The organism is Streptomyces sp. NPDC051822 (genome assembly GCF_044452745.1).
Classification (GTDB): domain Bacteria; phylum Actinomycetota; class Actinomycetes; order Streptomycetales; family Streptomycetaceae; genus Streptomyces.
The window spans coordinates 798,101-820,400 of sequence record NZ_JBITBZ010000002.1 but is presented as its reverse complement, the minus strand read 5'-3'; the positions used below and the strand labels follow the sequence as shown (position 1 = coordinate 820,400).

Sequence of the window (22,300 nt, the reverse complement as noted above, 5' to 3'; positions counted from 1 at the left end):
CATGTCTATCTAGCTTGCATTGCTACCTAGCTGGTGATGCAATACGGCCATGGCCGCAGACCGCAGATCCAGCTGGCTCAAGGGAGTACTCGACCTGCTCGTCCTCTCCCGCCTGACCGACGCAGAGAGCTACGGGTACGAGATCGCCAAGGCGCTCGCGGAGGCGGGACTCGGCGAGATCAAGGGCGGGACGCTGTACCCCGTACTGAACCGCCTGGAGGAAGCCGGTCTGGTGGAGGCCGAGTTCCGGGCCGCCGAGCGCGGCCCCGGACGCCGCTACTACCGGCTCACCGCACAGGGGCGCGAACACCTCGCCGCCGAGAGCCGCGACTGGCTGCGCTTCCACCGCGCCGTCGAGACCACGCTCCACCCAGGGGGACACACGACATGACCGAGGACTCCGACCGCTACTTCGGCGCGCTCACCGGCACGCTGCACGCCTCGGGCGTGCCGGACGAGCAGATCGCCGCCACCGTGGAGGACCTGCGCGCCCACCTCGCCGAGTCCGGGACGGGCCCCGAGGAGGAGTTCGGCCCCGTCGCCGCCTTCGCCGCCCAGCTCGGCGGGCTCGTGCCGCCGCCGGGCGAGCCGGACGAGGCGGCGGAGAGCTGGACCTGGACGGCCGACCTCTTCAACGACCGGCGGATGCTGGCCGTCCACGGCGACCAGGGCTGGGAGGTGGAGTCGCTCGACGCGATCGGGCGGTTCGTCTGCCGCCGCGCCCCCGGGGCGGCGCTGCGCTGGGAGTACCGCCGCGAGGTCCTCAAGGGCGGGCGCCGCGAGCGGGTCCTCGGCGAGCTGGAGCCCGAGGGGTGGGAGCTGTGCGGCGAGTGGCTGATGTACGGCTACTTCAAGCGCCCGAAGGCCGCGACCGCCGGCCCCGAAGGGGGCCTTGAGGCGCTGCCCGCCCGCCCGCGCGGGTGGCTGTTCCTCGGCGCCCGGGGCAAGGTGGCGCTGGTGATCTGGGTGCTGGCCCTGCTCGGCATGGTGGGGGTGTCCCTGACGGGCCTCGGGCTCCCGGGGTACACGATCGCGCTGCTCGGCGTCGGCTGGGCGATCGGCGCGACGTACACGGCGAAGCTGGAGACGGACAAGGGCCACGTCCACCGGGACCGCGAGGCCGCCCGACGACGCGGCGAGAGCTGACGCTCCCCCACGTCACGCCCCCTCACATCACGTCGCCGTCCCGCCAGTCGAAGACCAGCGGGGCGGCGGGGTCCGGCAGTTCACGGCCGGCCGCGGGACGCAGGAGGACGAAGCCCTCCTCCTCCGCGAGGTGGACGAGCCCCTCGGGGCCGAGCGCTTCGAGGCGCCCCTCCCAGACGCGCCAGCCGCGCGCTCGGTAGAGCGCGGCCCCGTCGTCCGTCGCCCCGAGGGCCCCGAACAGGTACGCCCCGTCGATGACCCGCTCCAGCTCGGCCATGACCGCCCCGCCGAGCCCCTGCCGCCTGAGCCCGGCCCGTACGGCGACCCCTTCGACGTATCCGACGCGGTGCGAGCGGCCCCGGTGGAGCGCCCGCCGCATCACGACGGCGCCGTGGGCGGCGATGCCGTGCTCGTCCTCGACCCAGGCGTGGACGCCTCCGAGAGTGTGGTCCCAGTCGTCGTCACCGAAGTCGCCCACGAAGGCGGCGTCGAGCAGCTCGCGGACGGCGCGGAGCCGGGCGGCCCCGAGTTCATGGGTGTGCGCGGTCCTCACGGTCATGCGCCCAGCCTTCCATACGCACCTAACCTCTAAAAAGTCATTGACAGGTTACAGGCAGGCCTGGTTAGGTCGACCTATAACCAGCGAGCAGCACTTAAGGGGTTAGAACGATGTCCGTACTGCCGACCCGCCACCGCACCGTCACCGTCCGCGGCCACGAGATCGCCTACCGCGAGGCCGGCCCGGCCGACGCCCCCGTGCTGCTGCTCCTGCACGGCTTCCCCACCAGCTCGCACATGTTCCGCGACCTGATCCCGCCGCTCGCCGACCAGGGCTACCGGCTGATCGCCCCCGACCACCTGGGCTTCGGCCGCAGCGCCGCCCCCTCCGCCGCCGAGTTCGACTACACCTTCGCCGAACTCGCCTCCCTCACCGCCGAGTTCACCGAGGCGCTCGGCCTCGACCGGTACGCGCTCTACATCCAGGACTACGGCGCCCCCATCGGCCTCCGCCTCGCGCTCGCCCACCCCGAGCGCGTCACCGCGGTCGTCACCCAGAACGGCAACGCCTACACCGAGGGCCTCGGCGCCGAGGCCTGGGCCCCGGTGCTCGCCCTGATCGAGAACCGCACCCCCGAGACCGAGGAGCCGGTCCGCGCCATCCGCTCCCTCGACGGCATCAGGTGGCAGTACGAGACGGGCGTCCCCGCCGAGTACCGCGAGCTCCTCAGCCCCGACGCCTGGCACCACGACGCCGCCCTGATGGCCCGCGAGGGCCAGGACGGGATCCAGCTCGGCCTGATCGCCGACTACGGCTCCAACTTCGACCTGTACCCCGCCTTCCAGGAGTACTTCCGCACCAGCCGGGTCCCCCTCCTCGCCGTCTGGGGCGAGGGCGACCAGGTCTTCGTCCCGGCGGGGGCCGAGGCCTTCCGCCGCGACCTCCCGGACGCCGAGATCCACCTCCTCCCGACCGGCCACTTCGCCCTGGAGACCCACGCCCCGCGGATCGCGGAGCTGATCGGCGACTTCCTGAAGCGCCACGCCGGGAAATGAGACACGCCGGGAAATGAGAACCGCCCCCGTCCTCAGTTGGGGGACCGAGGAGGGGGGCGGTGATCAGGGGGTGCTACGGGCGTGTCAGCCCATGTGCGGGTAGCCGTACTCGGTCGGCGGGACCAGCGTCTCCTTGATGGCGCGGGTCAGCGTCCAGCGCATCAGGTTCTGCGGGGCGCCGGCCTTGTCGTTCGTGCCCGAGGCACGGCCGCCGCCGAAGGGCTGCTGGCCGACGACGGCGCCGGTCGACTTGTCGTTGATGTAGAAGTTGCCCGCGGCGAAGCGGAGCTTCTCCATCGTGTACGCGGCGGCGGCGCGGTCGCCGGAGATGACCGAGCCGGTGAGGGCGTAGTCCGAGACCGACTCCATCTGGGTCAGCATCTCGTCGTACTTCTCAGGAGAGCTGTCGTCGTACACGTGGATCGCCAGGATGGGGCCGAAGTACTCGGCCTTGAAGACCTCGTTCTCGGGGTCCGTGCAGGCGATGACGGTCGGGCGGACGAAGTAGCCCACCGAGTCGTCGTACGTGCCGCCGGCGATGATCGTGCAGGTCGGGTCGGCCGCGGCACGGTCGATCGCCGCCTTGTTCTTGGCGAACGAGCGCTCGTCGATGACGGCGCCGATGAAGTTCGACAGGTCGGTGACGTCACCCATGGTGATGCCGTCGACCTCGGCCGCGAACTCCTCCTTGAAGCCGTCGTTCCAGATGGACGCCGGGACGTAGGCGCGCGAGGACGCCGAGCACTTCTGGCCCTGGAACTCGAAGGAGCCGCGGGTCAGCGCGGTCTTCAGGATGGCGCGGTCGGCGCTCGGGTGGGCGACGACGAAGTCCTTGCCGCCGGTCTCGCCGACGATCCGCGGGTACGAGCGGTACTTCTCGATGTTGGTGCCGACCGTCTTCCACAGGTGCTGGAAGGTCTTGGTGGAACCGGTGAAGTGGATGCCGGCCAGGTCGCGGTGGTTCAGGGCCACCTCGGAGACGGCGATGCCGTCACCGGTCACCAGGTTGATGACGCCCTTCGGCAGGCCGGCCTCCTCCAGGAGCTCCATGAGGAGCACGGCGGAGTGGGTCTGCGTCGGGGACGGCTTCCAGACCACCACGTTGCCCATGAGGGCGGGGGCGGTGGGCAGGTTGCCCGCGATGGCCGTGAAGTTGAACGGCGTGATCGCGTAGACGAAGCCTTCGAGCGGACGGTGGTCGAGACGGTTCCACACGCCCGGGGAGTTGGCCGGGGGCTGCTCGGCCAGGATCTGGCGGGCGTACGCCACGTTGAAGCGCCAGAAGTCGACGAGCTCGCAGGGGGTGTCGATCTCGGCCTGCTGGGCGGTCTTCGACTGACCGAGCATCGTGGACGCGGCCAGCGTCTCGCGCCACGGACCGGCGAGCAGCTCGGCGGCGCGCAGGATGATCGCGGCACGGTCGTCGAAGGCCATCGCGCGCCAGGCCGGGGCCGCGGCGAGGGCCGCGTCGATCGCGTCCTGGGCGTCCTGGGTGGTGGCGCCGCGGAAGGTGCCGATGACGGCCTTGTGGTTGTGCGGCTGGACGACCTTGAACTCCTCGCCGCCGCCGAGACGCTTCACGCCGCCGATGGTCATCGGCAGCTCGCGCGGGTTCTCGGCCAGCTCCTTGAGCTTGACCTCGAGGCGGGCACGCTCCGGGGAACCGGGGGCGTAGCTGTGCACCGGCTCGTTGACCGGAGCGGGGACCTGGGTGACAGCGTCCATAAGACTCGATACTCCTTGTGAGAGGTGGGCTCAGCCCTTGGTGAGGATGGAGCGGACGAAGAAGAGCAGGTTGGCCGGCTTCTCCGCGAGACGGCGCATGAAGTAGCCGTACCAGTCGGTGCCGTACGCGGTGTAGACGCGCATGCGGTGGCCCTCGGCGGCGAGGCGGTGCTGCTCCTCGGAGCGGATGCCGTACAGCATCTGGAACTCGTACTCGTCCAGCTTGCGCCCGGCACGGCGGGCCAGCTCCTGGGCGACGGCGATCAGACGCGGGTCGTGGGAGCCGATCATCGGGTAGCCCTCGCCGTCCATCAGGATCTTCATGATCCGGACGTACGCCTTGTCGATCTCGGGCTTGTCCTGGATGGCGACGGAGGCGGGCTCCTTGTAGGCGCCCTTCACGATCCGGACGCGGGAGCCGTTCTCGGCGAGGCGGCGGGCGTCGTCCTCGGTGCGGAAGAGGTACGCCTGGATGACGCAGCCGGTCTGCGGGAAGTCCTTCCGCAGCTCCTCGTGGATGGCGAACATCGAGTCGAGGGTGGTGTGGTCCTCGGCGTCCAGGGTGACCGTGGTGCCGATCTCGGCAGCGGCCGCGACGACGGGCCGGACGTTCGCGAGGGCCAGCTCGTGGCCGTTCTCCAGGGACTGGCCGAACATCGACAGCTTCACGGACATCTCGGCGCGGGCGCCGAGGCCCAGCTCCTTGAGGCGGCCGATGAGCTCCAGGTAGGCGTCCCGGGCGGCGTACGACTGCTCGACGGTGGTGATGTCCTCACCGACGACGTCGAGGGTGACCTCCAGGCCGCGGTCGCTCAGCTCCTGGACGATCGGGACGACGTCGTCGACCGACTCGCCGGCGATGAAGCGGGCGACGACCTGCTTGGTCCCGGGGGCGGCCGACACGAAACGGCGCATCTTGTCGCTGCGCGACGCGGCGAGGATCACGGGACCCAGCACGGGGACCTCCAGAAGGACAGGTGACGAAGGATGCCGTACCCGCTCTTTCGTAAGAAACCGGGAACAGCACGAAGAACCACCGTGAAACCTATGGATCGCTCCGATCGTCCGCCATCTACAGCTGTCACGCATCCGTGGACAGCGGCTCATACATTTGTCTGAGAGGGGTGCGAGAATGGCGCTGTGAAAGGCGATTACCAAGAACTGGTGGACGAGATCTCGGCGCTGCTCGGCGCCCCGGCGACGCTGGAGAACCGCGATTTCGGACTGATCGCCTTCGGCGCCCACGACAGCGACGACGACACCGCGATGGACCCGGTCAGGACGCGGTCGATCCTGACCCGGAAGTCGACCCCGGCGGTCCGCGCCTGGTTCGAGGGCTTCGGCATCACCCGGGCGACCGGCCCGGTCCGCATCCCGGCCGCCCCCGACGCCGGGGTGTTCCGGGACCGCCTCTGTCTGCCCGTACGCCACCGGGGCGTCGTCCTCGGATACGTCTGGCTGCTCGACGCGGAGCCCGGCCCCACGCCCGCCCAGCTCGACGCCGCGATGGAGGTCGCCACCCGGATCGGCGACCTCCTCGCCGGCGAGGAGCGCGCGGACGCCGACCTCTCGCGCGAGTTCGCCGCGGTGCTGACCGCCGGGCGCGGCTGGCAGAGCGACATGGCCGTCGCGGCGCTCCGGGCGGCCCTCGGCCCCAGCGCGGACGGTCTGCACACCGTCGTCTGCGTGACCCCCTGGCGGGGCGAGGCACCCTCGATCCGGGCGGTCCCCGGGGCTGCGGCGGTCACCCCCCTCCCCGAGGGCGCGTCCGTCCCCGCGGGAGAAGCCCTCGCCGTCCTCGTACGGCTGCGCACGGCCGAGGACCTCTCCCCCGCCCACACGGCCGCGGGCCGACTGCGTGGCGCCACCCCGGCGGGCATCGCGACCCCCCGCCGGGGCCTCGCGGAACTCCCCGCCGCCTGGCGCGAAGCCAACACGGCGGCCCGCGCCGCCACGGCACAGCCGAAGCTCGGTCCCGTCGCCGAGTGGGCCGGCATCGGCCCGTACCGTCTGCTCGCGGCGCTCTACCACCCCGAGATCGACCCCGCCGTCGCGCCCCTGATCACCCCCGCCCACGCCGAACTCGCCCGCACCGCAGAGGCGTTCCTCGACAACGCGGGCCAGGCGGGCCGCACGGCGGCGGCCCTCGGCATCCACCGCCAGACCCTCTACTACCGGCTGTCCCGGGTCGAACAGCTCACGGGCCTCGACCTGGACGACGGCGAGGACCGCCTGCTCCTCCACATGTCCCTGAAGTCCGCCCGGCTCTGAGGGGCGGCCCCCTCGCGGGCCCATTTATTAGGATCGCCCCATGACCACGGGGACTTGGGCCGCACCGACGTACACCGAGCGGCAGCTGTACGAGGCCGAGGCGTGCGGGGACCGGGCCGCCGTCCTGGACATCCTCGGGCGAACCCGCCTGTACGTGCTCGTCGCCCGGCTGCACGCCGACGTGCCCGGCTTCACCACCCCCCTCCCCTCCCAGCGCGACAAGGCCGCCCGGCGCACCGTCGTACCGGTCCTCACCGAGGGCATGCTGCCGCCGTGGCACCCGGACTGGGTGTTCCGGCAGCTCACCCTCGACGCGCTCGCCGCGGCCTGGCCGCACGACAGGTGGTGGCTCGCGGTCAACCCGGAGACCCCGTTCGAGGTCTCCCTGCCCGGCCGGCCGGCCGACCGGCGGGCCTGGCAGGAGGCGGCCGGACGGGGCGGCGGCCCCGCGCGGCTGCGGCTGCTCACCCACGCCGGCGAGCACCTGCACGGTCCTGTCGCGCACGCCCTCGCGCTCGGCGCGCACCTCTCCGTGCTCAACGGCCTGGTGTGGAACGGACTTGGGGCCCAGTACGAGGACTACCCCACCGACATCGCCCGGCTGCGCCGACCCTGGGGCGTGTACCACCGGGCGGACTTCCGCGACAAACTGCGGACCCTCATCGACACCCGGCTCGTCGGCCGGGTCCCCGAGTCCGTCCTCGGCGTCCGGCGCCGGCTCGCCGCGCGCCTGGGCGGCACGCCCAGTGCCGAGGCGTGGGCGTCGGCGGTCACGGCCGCGTATGAGCGGAACGACCCCTACGGGGAGGACCGGGCGGAGGCCTCGGAGTTCCTGCGCCGCATCATGCACTACGAGGAGCGGTTCCGCGCCGACGGCCTCCTCCCGCCGGACGGCCGGGTCGACACGCTCGCCGCCTTCGACCACGGCCGGGCCGTGAACGTCGTACGCCTCGCGCTCGGCGCGCGGTACTGCGATCCGCAGGAGGCCCGACAGTCCGTCCTCGCGGTCCTCGAAGCCGCCCGGCCGGCGTACGGCTCCTGGGAGGCGTTCTCCCTCGGCTATCTGCTCGCCCGGCTGATCCACTTCGACGAAGGCGACGCCGAGCCGATGTACCAGGAGTCCGTGGCCCTCCACCGCATCCTCACCCAGGACCCTGCGAGCCCCTACCGGAACATCTCATGGTCATGAACTCCCACCACCGCCCCGAAGCCCACGGCGCCCCGTGGATCCCGCCGTCCGAGACCGAGCAGCTGCTGCACGAGGCGGGGCTCCGCGGCGACGAGGCCGAACAGATCCGGATCCTCGCCGGGTCCGAGCTGTTCATCGGCGCGCCGAGGGCCGAGGTGGACGCCGAACCCGACACGGTCTGTTGGAGGACCCAGCAGGTGGCTAAGGGGCTCGTCGTCCGGCCGGTCCTCACCCGGGGGATGCTGCCTCCCTGGCATCCGGACTGGGTGTTCCACCAGATCACTCTCCGGTGGGCCGCCGAGTTCGGGTGGAGCGACCCCCGGGTGCTCCTCTCCGTGAACGGCGGCACCCCAGGGCAGTTCCTGCTGCCCACCACGCCCGAGCACCGCGCGTGGTGGCTGCGCGTGTACAGCGAGAACGAACGCGGTACGAAGAACCGGTTCGCGGCCCTTCGCCACGGGCCGCTGCACGGCCCGCTCGCCTTCGGCCTCGCCTGCGGCACCCATCTGGCGTTCGGCAACGGCGTCCCGTGGAACGACGTCGGTTCGGCCTACATGGGGTACACCATCATCCTCGACACCCTCCGCGAAGGCTGGGGCGTCACCGACCGCGCGGGCTGGCGCAAGCAGCTGGACGCGCTGCTCGACGGGCGCAACAGCCCGCCGGAGCCGGACTTCGCCCTCAAGGTCCGCGAGGAGCTGCGCAGGGCGCGGGGCGAGGCGCCCTCGGCCGACGAGTGGCGCGAGACGGCCGCCGGGCACGCCCAGGACCTGGGCGCGAGCCCGTCGTCGGTGCGGCACATCGAGGAGCTGGTGCGCCGGATCCTGCGCTACGAGTCGCGGTTCCGGGCCGACGGGCTGCTGCCGCCGCAAGGACGGGTGCTCAAGACGATCGCGTACGACTACGGACGGGCGGTGAACCTGGCCCGCTGGGGCCTGACGGCCCGCTTCTGCGCGCCCCCGGAGGCGGAGCAGGCGATCGTCCACGCCGGGGCCCTCGCCCGGTCGGCCTACGGGTCCTGGCAGGACTATTCGGCGGGATACGCGCTGGGGCGGGCACTGCGTTTCGACGGGGAGGAGTACGGCCGGTACCACGAGGAGAACGTGGCCGCCACCGCGTCCTGACGGAGCACGAGGGCAGCCCCTGGCGGCACATCCCGTGGCGTTGAACCAACCGCCCTACTCCCCCATCAGCACCTTCAGGCCCTCCGTGAGGTCGTCGGCGCTCGGTGCCGTGTCCGGGTCGACCATCCACTGGATCATCACGCCGGTCGCCAGGGCCTGGCAGAGCAGTCCGGCCACCCGGGCCTTCTCGGGGTCCGCCTCCGGGTCGATGCCGAGCATGCCCTCGGCGATGCCGAGCCGGCCCTCCCGCTGAGGTTCCTTGATGGCCTCGCGCAGCTTCTCGTCGTCGTCGAGCCGGGTGACGACCTCGGTCTGCAGCTTCCATACCGGGCGGCTGGCCTCGGCGGCGCCGATGAGCTGCGCCCACATGGCGCGGAAGCGCTCGTACGGATCGGCCGGGGGGCGTACGGCACCCTCGCCCGCTTCCGGGACCGTGACCCGCTCGCCCCACTCCTCCGTGAGGGCGAGGAAGGCCTGCTGGAGCAGGGCGTCCTTGGAGCCGTAGTGGTAGCCGATGGAGGCGAGGTTGGTGCCCGACGCGGCGACGATGTCGCGGGCGGTGGTGCGCCCGTACCCCTTCTCCAGGAGGCAGCGCTTGGCGCCCTCCAGGAGGTCTTCCTTGTGTCCCATGACAGCACTGTACCCGGCCGCTAGACACTTGTGTAAGACGTGTGTCTAGCGACCGGGTACGAGAGGCGTGCGTCAGACCAGGTTGACCGAGCGGGCCGAGGTGGCGCCGATCTCCGACGCGATCTCCGCGAGCACCGGAGCCGGGAGCGTGTCGTCGACGGTGAGCACGACGAGCGCCTCGCCGCCCTCCTCCGCGCGGGAGACCTGCATGCCGGCGATGTTCAGACCGGCCTCGCCGAGGATGCGGCCGACGGTGCCGACGACACCCGGACGGTCCTCGTAGCGCAGCACGACCATGTGGTCGGCGAGCGCCAGGTCCACGTCGTAGTCGCCGACCGCGACGATCTTCTGGAGGTGCTTCGGACCGGCCAGCGTGCCGGAGACCGCGACCTCCTCGCCGCTCGAGAGCGTGCCGCGCACGGTGACCACGTTGCGGTGGTCGGGCGACTCGGAGCTCGTGGTCAGCCGCACCTCGACCCCGCGCTCCTGCGCGAACAGCGGGGCGTTGACGTACGACACGGTCTCGTCGACCACGTCCTCGAACACGCCCTTGAGCGCGGACAGTTCGAGCACCTTCACGTCGTGCTGGGTGATCTCGCCGTACACCTCGACGTCGAGACGGGCCGCGACCTCGCCCGCGAGCGCGGTGAAGATCCGGCCGAGCTTCTCGGCGAGCGGGAGACCCGGCTTGACGTCCTCGGCGATGACGCCGCCCTGGACGTTGACCGCGTCCGGGACCAGCTCACCGGCGAGCGCGAGGCGCACCGAGCGGGCGACCGCGATGCCGGCCTTCTCCTGGGCCTCGTCCGTGGACGCGCCGAGGTGCGGGGTGCAGACGACCTGGTCGAGCTCGAAGAGCGGGGAGTCCGTGCAGGGCTCCTTCGCGTACACGTCGAGGCCGGCGCCGGCGACCCGGCCCTCCTTGAGCGCCGAGTACAGCGCCTCCTCGTCGACGATCCCGCCGCGCGCGGCGTTGACGATCCGGACCGAGGGCTTGACCTTGTGCAGCGCCTCGTCGCCGATGAGACCGAGGGTCTCCGGGGTCTTCGGCAGGTGGACGGTGATGAAGTCGGCGACTTCGAGCAGCTCGTCCAGGGCGAGGAGCTTCACGCCCATCTGGGCGGCGCGGGCCGGCTGCACGTAGGGGTCGTACGCGACGATCTTCATGCCGAAGGCCGACATGCGCTGGGCGACCAGGACGCCGATGCGGCCGAGGCCGACGACGCCGAGGGTCTTCTCGCTCAGCTCGACGCCCGTGTACTTGTTGCGCTTCCACTCGCCGTTCTTCAGGGCGGTGTTGGCCTGCGGAATGTTGCGCGCGGTGGCGACGAGCAGACCGCACGCGAGCTCGGCGGCGGTGACGATGTTCGACGTCGGCGCGTTGACGACCATCACGCCGGCCTTGGTGGCGGCGGAGACGTCGACGTTGTCCAGACCGACACCGGCACGGGCGACGACCCGCAGCTTGTTCGCGGCGGCGAGGGCCTCGGCGTCGACCTTGGTCGCGGAACGGACCAGGATCGCGTCCACGTCCGCGATGGCGGGGATCAGCTCGGCGCGGTCCGCGCCGTTGCAGTGCCGGATCTCGAAGTCCGGGCCCAGCGCGTCGACGGTGGCGGGCGACAGCTCTTCAGCGATGAGTACGACAGGTTTCGAGCTCACGTGAGTCCTCACAGATCCAGTGCGGACGGCCGTCCCGACGGCCGCAGGCGGTGGAGGGGGCTTGCCGCGTGAAAGCGCACGACGCTGTGGGCCTGAACGCGAATGTTGTTGAGAAGTGTAGTGGTGCGTCGGCGCACTTCATGCGCCTCGTTGGAAGGATCACCCGTCCGTGGTTGGACGGGGTGTCCAACGATGCGGGAAGGGGCCGGACACAGTGTCCGGCCCCCGCCCTGAAGGCCTACGCCTCCTCGTCGTTCACCCAGCTCATGAGCTTGCGCAGCTCCTTGCCGGTGGTCTCCAGGAGGTGGTTCTCGTCCTGGGTCTTGTACTCGTTGTACTTCTTCAGACCGCCGTGGTACTCGGCCATCCACTCCTTGGCGAAGGTGCCGTCCTGGATCTCCGCGAGGACCTTCTTCATCTCGGCCTTGGTGGCGTCCGTGATGATCCGCGGGCCGGTGACGTAGTCGCCCCACTCGGCGGTCTCGGAGACCGACCAGCGCATCTTCTCCAGGCCGCCCTCGTACATGAGGTCGACGATGAGCTTCAGCTCGTGCAGGCACTCGAAGTAGGCGATCTCCGGCTGGTAGCCGGCCTCGGTCAGCGTCTCGAAGCCCGCCTTGACCAGCGCCGCGGTACCACCGCAGAGGACGGCCTGCTCACCGAACAGGTCGGTCTCGGTCTCCTCCTTGAACGTCGTCTTGATGACGCCCGCGCGGGTGCCGCCGATGCCCTTGGCGTACGAGAGCGCCAGCGCGAAGGCGTTGCCGGTCGCGTCCTGCTCGACGGCCGCGATGCACGGAACGCCGCGGCCCTCCTCGTACTGACGGCGGACCAGGTGACCCGGGCCCTTCGGGGCGACCAGGGCGACGTCGATGCCCTCGGGGACCTCGATGAAGCCGTAACGGACGTTCAGGCCGTGGCCGAAGAAGAGGGCGTCGCCCGCCTTCAGGTTGTCCTTGATGGACTCCTCGTAGACCTTGGCCTGGATCGGGTCCGGCGTCAGGATCATGATGAGGTCGGCCTCGGCCGCGGCCTCGGCGACGGAGACGACGCGCAGGCCCTGCTCCTCGGCCTTGGCCTTGGACTTCGAGCCCTCCTGGAGACCGACGCGGACGTCGACACCGGAGTCACGGAGCGACAGCGCGTGGGCGTGGCCCTGGCTGCCGTATCCGATCACCGCGACCTTGCGGCCCTGGATGATGGACAGGTCGGCGTCGTCGTCGTAGAACAGCTCGGCCACTGGGAATCTCCTTGAGGTGCTGGTGTTGCGTCCCACCGTACGGCGGGGAGCGGGAGGAACGTTTTCGGGTCTCGTCAGTCGGACCGCCGGATGGACCGGCGGTTGACCTCCGATGACTGTCAGGCGCTGCGGTCGAGGGCCCGCAGGGACCGGTCCGTGATGGACCGGGAGCCGCGCCCTATGGCGATCGTGCCGGACTGCACGAGCTCCTTGACGCCGAACTGCTCGAGCATCTTGAGCATCGCGTCGAGCTTGTCACTCGAACCGGTGGCCTCGATGGTGACCGCCTCGGGCGAGACGTCCACGGTCTTGGCGCGGAACAGCTGGACGATCTCGACGATCTGGGAACGGGTCTCGTTGTCGGCGCGGACCTTCACCAGGACGAGCTCGCGCTGGATCGCGGCGCTGGGCTCGAGTTCGACGATCTTCAGGACGTTGACCAGCTTGTTGAGCTGCTTGGTCACCTGCTCGAGGGGCAGGTCCTCGACATTGACCACGATGGTGATGCGGGAGATGTCGGGGTGCTCGGTGATGCCGACGGCGAGGGAGTCGATGTTGAAGCCGCGGCGCGAGAACAGTGCGGCGATCCGGGCGAGGATGCCGGGCGTGTTCTCGACGAGAACGGAGAGCGTGTGCTTGGTGGACATGGTCTGGGTCTCTTCCTTTTCGCTCTGCTTCGTTCCGCGCTTCAGTCGTCTTCGCCGTCGCCGAAGTCGGGACGCACGCCCCGCGCGGCCATGACCTCGTCGTTGGAGGTGCCGGCGGCGACCATCGGCCACACCTGGGCGTCCTCGTGGACGATGAAGTCGACGACGACCGGACGGTCGTTGATGGCGTTGGCCTCGGCGATGACCTTGTCCAGGTCGGCCGGGTCCTCACAGCGCAGGGCGACACAGCCCATGGCCTCGGAGAGCTTGACGAAGTCGGGGACGCGCGTGCCCTTGTTCGCCTGGACGTCGTCCGGGCCGGAGTGCAGGACGGTGTTCGAGTAGCGCTGGTTGTAGAAGAGGGTCTGCCACTGGCGGACCATCCCGAGGGCGCCGTTGTTGATGATGGCGACCTTGATCGGGATGTTGTTCAGGGCGCAGGTCGTGAGCTCCTGATTGGTCATCTGGAAGCAGCCGTCGCCGTCGACCGCCCAGACCGTGCGGTCCGGCATGCCGGCCTTGGCACCCATGGCGGCGGGGACCGCGTAGCCCATCGTCCCGAGACCACCGGAGTTCAGCCAGGTGGCCGGCTGCTCGTAGTCGATGAAGTGGGCGGCCCACATCTGGTGCTGGCCGACGCCCGCGGCGAAGATCGTGCCCTCGGGGGCGAGCTGCCCGATGCGCTGGATGACCTGCTGCGGCGAGAGGCTGCCGTCCTCCGGCAGGTCGTAGCCGAGCGGGTAGGTCTCGCGCCAGCGGTTCAGGTCGCTCCACCAGGCGGTGTAGTCGCCCTTGTTGCCCTCGCTGTGCTCGGCCTGGACGGCCTGCACCAGGTCGGCGATGACCTCGCGGGCGTCACCGACGATCGGGACGTCGGCGGCGCGGTTCTTGCCGATCTCGGCCGGGTCGATATCCGCGTGGACGATCTTGGCGTACGGGGCGAAGCTGTCGAGCTTGCCGGTGACGCGGTCGTCGAAGCGCGCACCCAGGGCGACGATCAGGTCGGCCTTCTGCAGCGCGGTGACGGCGGTGACGGCGCCGTGCATGCCCGGCATGCCCACGTGCAGCGGGTGGCTGTCGGGGAAGGAGCCGAGGGCCATCAGAGTGGTGGTGACCGGGGCGCCGGTCAGCTCGGCGAGGATCTTCAGCTCGGCGGTGGCACCGGCCTTGATGACGCCGCCGCCGACGTAGAGGACCGGCCGCTTGGCGGCGCTGATCAGCTTGGCGGCCTCGCGGATCTGCTTGGCGTGCGGCTTGGTCACCGGACGGTAGCCGGGCAGGTCCGTCTGCGGCGGCCAGCTGAAGGTGGTCTTCGCCTGGAGGGCGTCCTTGGAGATGTCGACCAGGACCGGGCCCGGGCGGCCGGTGGAGGCGATGTGGAAGGCCTCGGCGATCGTCCGCGGGATGTCCTCGGCCTTGGTGACCAGGAAGTTGTGCTTGGTGATCGGCATCGTGATGCCGCAGATGTCCGCCTCCTGGAAGGCGTCCGTGCCGATCGCCTTCGAGGCGACCTGGCCGGTGATCGCGACGAGCGGGACGGAGTCCATGTGCGCGTCGGCGATCGGGGTGACGAGGTTGGTCGCACCGGGCCCCGAGGTCGCCATGCAGACGCCGACCTTGCCGGTCGCCTGGGCGTAACCCGTGGCGGCGTGGCCCGCGCCCTGCTCGTGACGGACCAGGATGTGACGCACTCGCTTGGAGTCCATCATCGGGTCGTACGCGGGAAGGATCGCGCCGCCGGGGATGCCGAAGACGGTGTCCGCGCCCACTTCCTCGAGAGAACGGATGAGGGACTGCGCACCCGTGACGTGCTCGACGGTGGCGGCGGGCTGCCCGCCGTTACGGGGCCGCGGCTGCGGATGGTGCCCGGTGGCCTGCTCGGTCATCAGCATCTCTTCTCGAAGCAGAGGGTTTTTGCGAGGTGTTTTGCGAGGGTTTGCGGCGACTTGGGGGTGAGCCGGTGCAACAAAAAACCCCTCGTGCCGTGAGGCAAGCGAGGGGAGCGCGTCGGGTGCTTTCTAAGCCGGGCCTACGGTGGGCCCTGCTTCAGCCGACGCGCTTTCCAAGTACGAGAATTCGGGTGCGCATGGCACTGACCCTCCCTCTCGGGCCTCATCACTGTCAAGTGGGTGGGACAGGCGTCTCAGTATTTGAGCGGAACGGGGGACGGTTTCCGACCCGGAGCGGGACCGTGCCGGGCAGCGGGTACTCGTCCCGCACCAGGGCTCTGCGCAGCCGGTACTCGTCGAGCGGGCCCGCGAAGGCCATGCCCTGCGCGTGACCGCAGCCCATCGCCCGCAGCGCGATGACCTGCTCCGGTACGTCGACTCCTTCGGCGACGGTCTGCATCCCGAGCTCGCCGGCGATACGGAGCACCCCACGGGTGATCTTGCGGAGCCGGGCCGACTCGACGACGCCCTCGACCAGGCCCCGGTCGAGCTTCAGTATGTCGACGGGAAGCCTCCGCAGGGCGTTGATCGCCACGTGTCCGCTGCCGAATCCGTCGAGCGCGATCCGCACCCCGAGGCGGCGCAGGGTGATCAGGCGCTGTTCCAGCTCGTCGAGCGGGATCCGGGGGTCGCTGTCGCCCAGTTCGATGATCAGGGAGCCCGACGGCAGACCGTGCCGGGTCAGCAGGGACTCGACGGAGCCGAGGGGGAGCGAGCGGTCCAGGAGGCGGTCGGCCGGGAGCCGGATGGACACCGGCGCGTGGTGGCCGATTCCCGCCCGCTCGGCGGCCTGCTCCACGGCCGATTCGAGCAGCCACCTGGCCAGCTCCGCGGTGCGCTCGCCGTCGTCGGTGACGCGGAGGTACTCGGCGGGGGTGAAGAGGATGCCCTGGGCCGAGCGCCAGCGCGCCTGGGCGCTGACGGCGGAGATCCGTCCGGTGGCGAGGTCGACGACCGGCTGGTGGAGGAGGGCGAACTCGCCGTCGTGGAGTGCGGTGCGCAGCCGGGCGGCCAGCTCCGTCCTGCGCACCACCTCGGCCTGCATCTGGGGCGCGTAGAGCTCGACGCGGTCCTTGCCGGCCGCCTTGGCCCGGTACATGGCGAGGTCGGCGTTGCGCAGGAGGTCGCCGGCCTCTATGCCCGCTTCGGCGAAGGCGACGCCGATCGATGCGGCGACCCGCACCTCGGTGCCCCCGTCGACGCGGTACGGACGGGAGAGCGTGAGCCGGAGCCGGTCGGCGATCTCCTGGACCTGGATCCGGCGGGCGGCCTGGTCACGGCTGCCGTCGCCGAGGATGAGGGCGGCGAACTCGTCGCCGCCGAGCCTGGCGGCCGTGTCCCCGGCCCGTACGGAGTCGTGGAGGCGGCGGGCGGCCTGGACGAGGAGGTCGTCCCCCGCCTGGTGGCCGAGCCGGTCGTTGACGCCCTTGAAGCCGTCGAGATCGATGAAGAGCACGGCGGTGCCGGGGTCGGTGGCGCGCCGGCCGCCGAGCGCCTGCCGGACCCGCCGGGTGAACAGCGCCCGGTTGGGCAGGTCGGTGAGCGGGTCGTGCTCGGCGTTGTGCTGCAGCTGGGCCTGGAGCCGGACGCGTTCGGTGACGTCCCGGCTGTTGAAGATCAGGCCGCCCTGGTGCCGGTTGACGGTGGACTCGACGTTGAGCCAGTCGCCGCGGCCCGAGCGGAAACGGCACTCGATCCGGGTGGTGGGCTCCTCCGCGGGCGAGGCGGCCAGGAAGCGCCGCACCTCGTGGACGACGGCCCCGAGGTCCTCGGGATGGATCAGGGTGGCCAGCTCGGAGCCGATCAGCTCCTCGGCGTCGCGTCCGTACACCCCGGCGGCGGCCGGGCTGACGTAGCGGAGGATCCCGGTCGGCGCGGCGATCATGATGACGTCGCTGGACCCTTGCACGAGTGACCTGAAGTGGTTCTCCTTCTGGGCCAGTTCATGGGTGAGGGCGATGTTGTCGAGGAGCATGATGCCCTGCCGGACGACGAGGGCGAGGACCACCGTGCAGCCGGTGAGGACGACGACGCGGTCGACCCTGCGCCCCTCGACGACGTTGTAGAGGATCCCGAGGGTGCAGACCGCGGCGGCGAGGTACGGGGTGAGGGCGGCGAGCGAGCCGGCGACCGGACGGCTGTGGAGCCACGGTCCGCTCTCCGCGACCGAGGTGTCCGGCAGCCGGCGCACCCCCCAGGGCGCGTAGGCGAGCAGCAGCGAGCCGGCGAACCAGCCCGCGTCGAGCAGCTGGCCGGAGGCGTAGTTCTCGCGGAGCAGCGGCGAGGTGAACAGGGCGTCGCACAGGACGGTCAGGGCGAGGGCGGCGATGGCGGTGTTGGTCGCCGACCGGTTCGCCTGTGAGCGCCGGAAGTGCAGGACGAGGACCATGCTCACGAGGACGATGTCGAGCAGCGGGTACGCGAGCGACAGCGCCGCCTGGGCGACGGGCTCGTCCTGGAAGTGCGCGGTGTGGGCGAGGGCGAGGCTCCAGGAGAGCGTCAGGAGGGAGCCCCCGATGAGCCAGGCGTCGAGACCGAGGCAGACCCAGCCGGCCCGGGTGACGGGCTTCTTGGCCAGGACGAGGAGGCCCACGATGGCGGGCGGCGCGAAGAGTAAGAAGAAGAGGTCGGCGACGGAGGAGTCCGGCACCTCCATGCGCAGCACGACCTCGTACCAGCCCCAGATGGCGTTGCCCACGGCGGCCATGAACGAGGAGAAGGCGAAGAGCAGCCAGGCGGGGCGGGCGCTGCCGCGGTGGGTGCGGCCGTAGAGGAAGCAGGAGACCGCGGCGGTGAAGGCGGCGGCGCTGAGCCCGAAGTCGCCCATGAAGAGCGCGAGTTCGGGCGAGCCCCAGCCGAGCGAGGCGCCGATCGTGTATCCGGCGCAGATGAGCCCGAGGGCGATCTGGGCGAGGATCCCGCCGGCGCCGGGGCGCCCGGGGTCCGGATGTCCGGAGTCGCCGCCTCCGCCGCCGACGGGGCGGCGCTCGAGGACCACTCCGGGCGCGCTCACCGGAGCCTCCGGCACCGCACCACCGCACCCGGCCACGTCGTGCGGGCGCGCCTTCGGCTCGTCGGCACGCCCGGGGGCGTGGCCGTCGCAGTCGTGGGGTCCGGCGGGGTCCCGCAGGACGGGGGCGACGGGGGCGACGGGCTCCGGTACCGCGGCGCCGCAGTCCTCACACGCGCCGCCGTCACCGTCGCCGCCGTCACCGTCACCGTCACCGTCGCCGCCGTCGCCGTGGTCCGGTCGTTCGGCGGCGCGGCCTTCGGCGCCTGGCCCGGACGGGAGCGGCGATGCGGCGCACGGTCCGGGTTCGTCCGGTGGCCCGACGTGCGGCCCGGCGGCCGGTTCGGTGGCCGTCGGCTCGGCGGCGCGGGGCGCGCGGTGGGGCGCGGCCTGGTCCGGCACGGCGTGCGTGAGGCCCGCGGCGAGGCGTGAAAGGCTTGCCGGCGGCGGCGTCGCCGCGTCGGATCGTCGGTCCTCCGGCCGTGCCTCACCCGTCGCCCCCCTCGGAATCTGATGTCCCGTCACTTCGCTCCCCAGCGTCAGCCCGTACTCGACGCAGTCCCCCGTTCCGGGACGATACACCAGGACGGTCACTCAGGGACAGGGTCGCAGTACTCTCCGTGACGACCTGCGGGCTTGTACGCGGCGCGTGTCGGGGGCGCGCTCACCCGACCGGCCCAGGCGCGGCCCCGGCCGGCCGGCCGTACGCCCCGCCCGGCGGCCCGTACGCGCCGTCCGGCCGCCCCAGCGCGCCGCCGCGTTCTGGCGGTGGTTCAGCTCGTGGTTCAGCCGGTGGTTCAGCCGGTGGTGAGGAGTACGTTCGCCAGTTCCTCGCCCGCCGCGAACCGGCGCAGCTGTCCCGCGATCAGCCGCTTCGCACGCGGCATGAAGGCCGAGGTGGAACCTCCCACATGGGGACTGATCAGGACACCGGGAGCGTGCCACAACGGGTGCCCGGCCGGCAGCGGTTCCGGATCGGTGACGTCGAGCGCCGCCGTGATCCGGCCGCTCTCGACCTCCTTGAGCAGCGCCGTCGTGTCCACGACCGGTCCGCGGGAAACGTTCACGAGGAGCGCCCCGTCCTTCATCCGGGACAGGAACCCGGTGTCGGCGAGATGCCTGGTCGCGGGCGTGAGCGGAGTGGAGAGCACGACCACGTCCGCCTCCGGGAGCAGGGTCGGCAGCTCTGTCAGGGCGTGGACGGGACCGCGCGCTGTGGTGCGCGCGGAGCGTGCGACGCGCGCTACCCGCGCGCACTCGAAGGGCGCGAGCCGATCTTCGATGGCGGCGCCGATCGACCCGTACCCCACGATCAGGACGGACTTGTCGGCGAGGGCCGGGTAGAAGCCGTCCCGCCACTCCTCGGCGTCCTGGCCGCGCACGAAGCCGGGGATGCCGCGCAGCGAGGCCAGGATCAGCGCGAGCGTGAGCTCGGCGGTGCTGGCCTCGTGGACGCCCTTCGCGTTGCAGAGGGCGACGCCCGCGGGCAGTGAGCCGATGCCGGGCGTGACGTGGTCGATGCCCGCGGACAGCGTCTGCACCGCCCGGACCGAGGTCATCGCGGCCAGCGGCCGGACGGCGATCTCGCTGCCCTTCATGTACGGGACGACGTAGAAGGCGCAGCGGGCCGGGTCGGCGGGGAACTCCGGTCCGCCGTCCCAGAAGCGGTAGTTCAGGCGCGACGTGCCCGGTTCGGGGAGTCCCTCGATCTCGCCCGCGGGAATCGGAAGCCACACGTCGGTGGTCGTGTCTTCGAAGGTCATGACCGGGAGGCTATGCGAAGAATCCTTTGCGCCATTGGTTACTTTGGGGGACGGCACAGGGAGGGGTACCGGCAGGTGGAGCGCAGGACTATCGGGGCGACGGCGCTCGACGTGGGTGCGATCGGCCTGGGGTGCATGCCGATGAGCTGGGCGTACAGCCGTTCGGAACAGCGGGGGGACCGCTCGCTGCGGACGGTGCACGCGGCGCTCGACGCCGGGGTGAGCCTGCTCGACACCGCCGACATGTACGGGCCGTTCACCAACGAGCTTCTGTTGGGGCGGGTGTTGAAGGAGCGACGGGCGGAGGCGTTCGTCTCGACGAAGTGCGGGCTGCTCGTCGGCGATCAGCACGTGGTCGCCAACGGCAGGCCGGGATACGTGCGTCGGGCCTGCGACGCCTCGCTCCGGAGGCTCCAGACCGATGTGATCGACCTGTACCAGCTGCACCGCGCGGATCCGGAGGTGCCGGTCGAGGAGACCTGGGGCGCGATGGCCGAGCTGGTCTCCGCGGGCAAGGTCCGGGCCCTCGGGCTGTGCGCCGTCGGCTCCCGGTCGGCCCGCAGGGGCGCCACGGGCGTCAGCCGTGACGGTTATGAGGGAACGATCCGCCAACTGGAGCGGGTCCAGCAGGTCTTCCCGGTGGCAGCGGTGGAGGCCGAGCTGTCGGTGTGGTCGCAGGAGGCGCTGGTGCGGCTGCTGCCGTGGTGCGCGGCGCGGGGCGTCGGGTTCCTGGCGGCGATGCCGTTGGGGAACGGTTTCCTCACCGGGACGCTCACCCCGGGCGGCGGCTTCGAGCCGGACGATCCGCGGGCCCGGCATCCCCGGTTCACGGCCGAGATGATGGCGGCCAACCAGCCGCTGGTGGTGGGACTGCGGCGGGTGGCCGCGCGGCACGGCCCGGACGTCACGCCGGCGCAGGTGGCGCTGGCGTGGGTGCTCGGCCGGGGGCCGCACGTCGTGCCGGTGCCGGGGGCGAAGCGGGAGCGCTGGGCGGTGGAGAACGCCCGGGCCGCCGGGCTGCGGCTGACGCCGGTGGACCTGGCGGAGATCGCGTCGCTCCCGGCACCCCGGGGATCGTGGGACTGAGGGCGCCGCCGGAGGGTCGCCGGGCGACACCGGGCGACACCGGGGGGCGGGGCGGGGCGGTCGGGAACCTGATCGGGTCGAGCGGTGTATCAAGAGTGAAGGGATGCAGCTCGACTCGTCGAAGGGGGACCGTGCCATGAGCCGTCCTGCTGTTGTGAAGGCCCTGTGGGGCGCCGCCGTGCTGATCCTGGTGGCGGGCTGCTCCTCGGGAGACACCGAGGACCGCTCGGGTACGGCTCCGCCGACGTCGTCGCCCCCTTCGGCCTCCGCGTCGGCCTCCGCCTCCTCCTCGCCTCCGGCCGCTTCCTCCGCGCCCGCCGGTGGCCGGGTGACGGTGTCGGGCACGCTGACCGAGGGGCTGAAGTCGCCGTGGGGGCTCGCGGAGCTGCCCGGCGGGGACCTCCTCGTCTCCTCGCGGGACGAGCGGACGATCACCCGGGTGGACGGGCGGACCGGGGCGAAGACCTCGCTCGGCGAGGTGCCGGGGGTGGTTCCGGGCGGCGAGGGCGGCCTCATGGGCCTCGCGGTGCGGAACGGCTGGGTGTACGCGTATCTGACGGCGGAGTCGGACAACCGCATCGTGCGCATGCGGTACGGGGGCGGGGACGGGGACCGGCTCGGTGCGCCGCAGCCGGTGCTCACGGGCATCCCGAAGGGGGTCGTGCACAACGGCGGCCGCATCGCGTTCGGGCCGGACCGGATGCTGTACGCGGGGACGGGCGAGACGGGCCGCACGGGCCTCGCCCAGGACCGGGAGTCGCTCGGCGGGAAGATCCTGCGGATGACACCGGAGGGCCGGCCCGCGCCGGGCAATCCCTTCGCCGGTTCGGTGGTCTATTCGTACGGCCACCGCAATGTGCAGGGCATCGCCTGGGACGCGGAGGGCCGCCTGTGGGCGGCGGAGTTCGGGCAGAACACCTGGGACGAGCTGAATCTGGTCGAGCCGGGCAAGAACTACGGCTGGCCGGAGGCCGAGGGGAAGGCCGGGCGGGCGGGGTTCGTGGACCCGGTGGCGCAGTGGCGGACCTCGGAGGCCTCCCCCAGCGCAATCGCCTACGCGAAGGGCGCGATCTGGATGGCCGGGCTCAGAGGCGAGCGCCTGTGGCGGGTCCCGCTCTCCGGCGCGGAACAGTCGGGGAACCCCGAGGCGTTCCTGACAGAGGAGTACGGACGCCTGCGCACGGTCCTCGCCGGGGGCGGCGGGCGGCTCTGGCTGGTGACCAGCGAAACCGACACCCGGGGCACTCCCGGGCCAGGGGACGACAGGATCCTCCGGCTGGAGGTGAACTGAAGGAGGCGGGCGA

Annotated in this window: 18 protein-coding genes and 1 pseudogene; 9 read left to right on the top strand and 10 right to left on the bottom strand. The window is 71.5% G+C overall.

The genetic code is table 11. The features are described 5' to 3' along the window. Nucleotides 1–49 precede the first annotated feature (49 nt). The gene (locus ACIA8N_RS09505; protein WP_365780430.1) at nucleotides 50–391 is read left to right on the top strand and encodes a helix-turn-helix transcriptional regulator; all 342 of its coding nucleotides are present in this window, start codon (nucleotides 50–52) and stop codon (nucleotides 389–391) included. Then, on the top strand, nucleotides 388–1,146 hold the full coding sequence (locus tag ACIA8N_RS09500; protein WP_365780429.1) for a hypothetical protein: 759 nt from the start codon (nucleotides 388–390) through the stop codon (nucleotides 1,144–1,146). Before ACIA8N_RS09505 ends, ACIA8N_RS09500 begins: the two co-directional genes overlap by 4 nt. A 22-nt stretch (nucleotides 1,147–1,168) precedes the next feature. On the opposite strand, the gene ACIA8N_RS09495 is transcribed toward ACIA8N_RS09500, so the two are convergent. Then, nucleotides 1,169–1,705: a GNAT family N-acetyltransferase gene (locus tag ACIA8N_RS09495; RefSeq protein ID WP_365780428.1), complete on the bottom strand. Its 537-nt coding sequence runs from the start codon at nucleotides 1,703–1,705 to the stop codon at nucleotides 1,169–1,171. Between the two features lie 110 nt (nucleotides 1,706–1,815). On the opposite strand from ACIA8N_RS09495, the gene ACIA8N_RS09490 reads away from it, so the two are divergent. Further along, the gene (locus tag ACIA8N_RS09490; protein WP_365780427.1) at nucleotides 1,816–2,700 is read left to right on the top strand and encodes an alpha/beta hydrolase; all 885 of its coding nucleotides are present in this window, start codon (nucleotides 1,816–1,818) and stop codon (nucleotides 2,698–2,700) included. 84 nt (nucleotides 2,701–2,784) lie between these two features. Here ACIA8N_RS09490 and pruA read toward each other — a convergent pair whose 3' ends face one another. Further along, nucleotides 2,785–4,425, bottom strand: coding sequence for an L-glutamate gamma-semialdehyde dehydrogenase (pruA, locus tag ACIA8N_RS09485; protein WP_365780426.1), 1,641 nt, complete (start codon nucleotides 4,423–4,425; stop codon nucleotides 2,785–2,787). A 30-nt stretch (nucleotides 4,426–4,455) separates the two neighbouring features. After that, nucleotides 4,456–5,382, bottom strand: a complete 927-nt coding sequence (locus ACIA8N_RS09480; protein ID WP_365780425.1) for a proline dehydrogenase family protein — start codon at nucleotides 5,380–5,382, stop codon at nucleotides 4,456–4,458. 183 nt (nucleotides 5,383–5,565) lie between these two features. On the opposite strand from ACIA8N_RS09480, the gene ACIA8N_RS09475 reads away from it, so the two are divergent. From ACIA8N_RS09475 to ACIA8N_RS09465, 3 genes and pseudogenes are all read left to right on the top strand, one after another. Continuing rightward, nucleotides 5,566–6,696, top strand: coding sequence for a helix-turn-helix domain-containing protein (locus tag ACIA8N_RS09475; RefSeq protein ID WP_365780424.1), 1,131 nt, complete (start codon nucleotides 5,566–5,568; stop codon nucleotides 6,694–6,696). A 40-nt stretch (nucleotides 6,697–6,736) separates the two neighbouring features. After that, the gene (locus tag ACIA8N_RS09470) at nucleotides 6,737–7,885 is read left to right on the top strand and encodes a DUF1266 domain-containing protein (protein ID WP_365780423.1); all 1,149 of its coding nucleotides are present in this window, start codon (nucleotides 6,737–6,739) and stop codon (nucleotides 7,883–7,885) included. After that, nucleotides 7,876–9,053, top strand: a pseudogene (locus ACIA8N_RS09465) (DUF1266 domain-containing protein). The gene ACIA8N_RS09470 and the pseudogene ACIA8N_RS09465 overlap by 10 nt, the downstream one beginning before the upstream one ends. Before the next feature lie 10 nt (nucleotides 9,054–9,063). On the opposite strand, the gene ACIA8N_RS09460 reads toward ACIA8N_RS09465, so the two are convergent. The 6 genes from ACIA8N_RS09460 to ACIA8N_RS09435 form a co-directional block, all read right to left on the bottom strand. Further along, nucleotides 9,064–9,639 carry a TetR/AcrR family transcriptional regulator gene (locus ACIA8N_RS09460; protein WP_365780421.1) on the bottom strand — a complete coding sequence of 192 codons (576 nt, stop codon included), beginning with the start codon at nucleotides 9,637–9,639 and terminating at the stop codon, nucleotides 9,064–9,066. Between the two features lie 72 nt (nucleotides 9,640–9,711). Continuing rightward, complete coding sequence (gene serA, locus ACIA8N_RS09455) at nucleotides 9,712–11,301, bottom strand: phosphoglycerate dehydrogenase (protein ID WP_030553741.1); 1,590 nt, start codon at nucleotides 11,299–11,301, stop codon at nucleotides 9,712–9,714. A 238-nt stretch (nucleotides 11,302–11,539) separates the two neighbouring features. Beyond that, the gene (ilvC, locus tag ACIA8N_RS09450) at nucleotides 11,540–12,541 is read right to left on the bottom strand and encodes a ketol-acid reductoisomerase (protein WP_030216185.1); all 1,002 of its coding nucleotides are present in this window, start codon (nucleotides 12,539–12,541) and stop codon (nucleotides 11,540–11,542) included. Between the two features lie 119 nt (nucleotides 12,542–12,660). Continuing rightward, nucleotides 12,661–13,188, bottom strand: coding sequence for an acetolactate synthase small subunit (gene ilvN / locus ACIA8N_RS09445; protein WP_030216183.1), 528 nt, complete (start codon nucleotides 13,186–13,188; stop codon nucleotides 12,661–12,663). Nucleotides 13,189–13,229: 41 nt separating this feature from the next. Continuing rightward, entirely contained in the window at nucleotides 13,230–15,080 is a 1,851-nt protein-coding gene (locus ACIA8N_RS09440; RefSeq protein WP_365780420.1) for an acetolactate synthase large subunit, read from the bottom strand. A gap of 229 nt (nucleotides 15,081–15,309) precedes the next feature. After that, a complete protein-coding gene (locus tag ACIA8N_RS09435) occupies nucleotides 15,310–18,150 on the bottom strand; it encodes a putative bifunctional diguanylate cyclase/phosphodiesterase (protein WP_399416020.1) in 2,841 nt (946 codons plus the stop codon). A 78-nt stretch (nucleotides 18,151–18,228) separates the two neighbouring features. Between ACIA8N_RS09435 and ACIA8N_RS09430 the strand changes: the two genes are divergently transcribed. Beyond that, on the top strand, nucleotides 18,229–18,579 hold the full coding sequence (locus ACIA8N_RS09430; RefSeq protein ID WP_365780419.1) for a hypothetical protein: 351 nt from the start codon (nucleotides 18,229–18,231) through the stop codon (nucleotides 18,577–18,579). Between the two features lie 365 nt (nucleotides 18,580–18,944). Here the strand turns inward: ACIA8N_RS09430 and ACIA8N_RS09425 are convergent, their stop codons facing one another. Further along, nucleotides 18,945–19,910, bottom strand: coding sequence for a 2-hydroxyacid dehydrogenase (locus ACIA8N_RS09425; protein WP_365780418.1), 966 nt, complete (start codon nucleotides 19,908–19,910; stop codon nucleotides 18,945–18,947). A 75-nt stretch (nucleotides 19,911–19,985) separates the two neighbouring features. Between ACIA8N_RS09425 and ACIA8N_RS09420 the strand changes: the two genes are divergently transcribed. Next, nucleotides 19,986–20,996, top strand: a complete 1,011-nt coding sequence (locus tag ACIA8N_RS09420; protein ID WP_365780417.1) for an aldo/keto reductase — start codon at nucleotides 19,986–19,988, stop codon at nucleotides 20,994–20,996. Nucleotides 20,997–21,132: 136 nt separating this feature from the next. Continuing rightward, nucleotides 21,133–22,287: a PQQ-dependent sugar dehydrogenase gene (locus ACIA8N_RS09415; RefSeq protein ID WP_365780416.1), complete on the top strand. Its 1,155-nt coding sequence runs from the start codon at nucleotides 21,133–21,135 to the stop codon at nucleotides 22,285–22,287. The last annotated feature ends 13 nt before the right edge of the window (nucleotides 22,288–22,300 follow it).

Coding starts and splice junctions, on each gene's coding strand:
- ACIA8N_RS09505 (WP_365780430.1), top strand. CDS start 50: ATGGCCGCAGACCGCAGATCCAGCTGGCTCAAGGGAGTACTCGACCTG.
- ACIA8N_RS09500 (WP_365780429.1), top strand. CDS start 388: ATGACCGAGGACTCCGACCGCTACTTCGGCGCGCTCACCGGCACGCTG.
- ACIA8N_RS09495 (WP_365780428.1), bottom strand. CDS start 1,705: ATGACCGTGAGGACCGCGCACACCCATGAACTCGGGGCCGCCCGGCTC.
- ACIA8N_RS09490 (WP_365780427.1), top strand. CDS start 1,816: ATGTCCGTACTGCCGACCCGCCACCGCACCGTCACCGTCCGCGGCCAC.
- pruA (WP_365780426.1), bottom strand. CDS start 4,425: ATGGACGCTGTCACCCAGGTCCCCGCTCCGGTCAACGAGCCGGTGCAC.
- ACIA8N_RS09470 (WP_365780423.1), top strand. CDS start 6,737: ATGACCACGGGGACTTGGGCCGCACCGACGTACACCGAGCGGCAGCTG.
- ACIA8N_RS09460 (WP_365780421.1), bottom strand. CDS start 9,639: ATGGGACACAAGGAAGACCTCCTGGAGGGCGCCAAGCGCTGCCTCCTG.
- ilvN (WP_030216183.1), bottom strand. CDS start 13,188: ATGTCCACCAAGCACACGCTCTCCGTTCTCGTCGAGAACACGCCCGGC.
- ACIA8N_RS09440 (WP_365780420.1), bottom strand. CDS start 15,080: ATGCTGATGACCGAGCAGGCCACCGGGCACCATCCGCAGCCGCGGCCC.
- ACIA8N_RS09425 (WP_365780418.1), bottom strand. CDS start 19,910: ATGACCTTCGAAGACACGACCACCGACGTGTGGCTTCCGATTCCCGCG.
- ACIA8N_RS09415 (WP_365780416.1), top strand. CDS start 21,133: ATGAGCCGTCCTGCTGTTGTGAAGGCCCTGTGGGGCGCCGCCGTGCTG.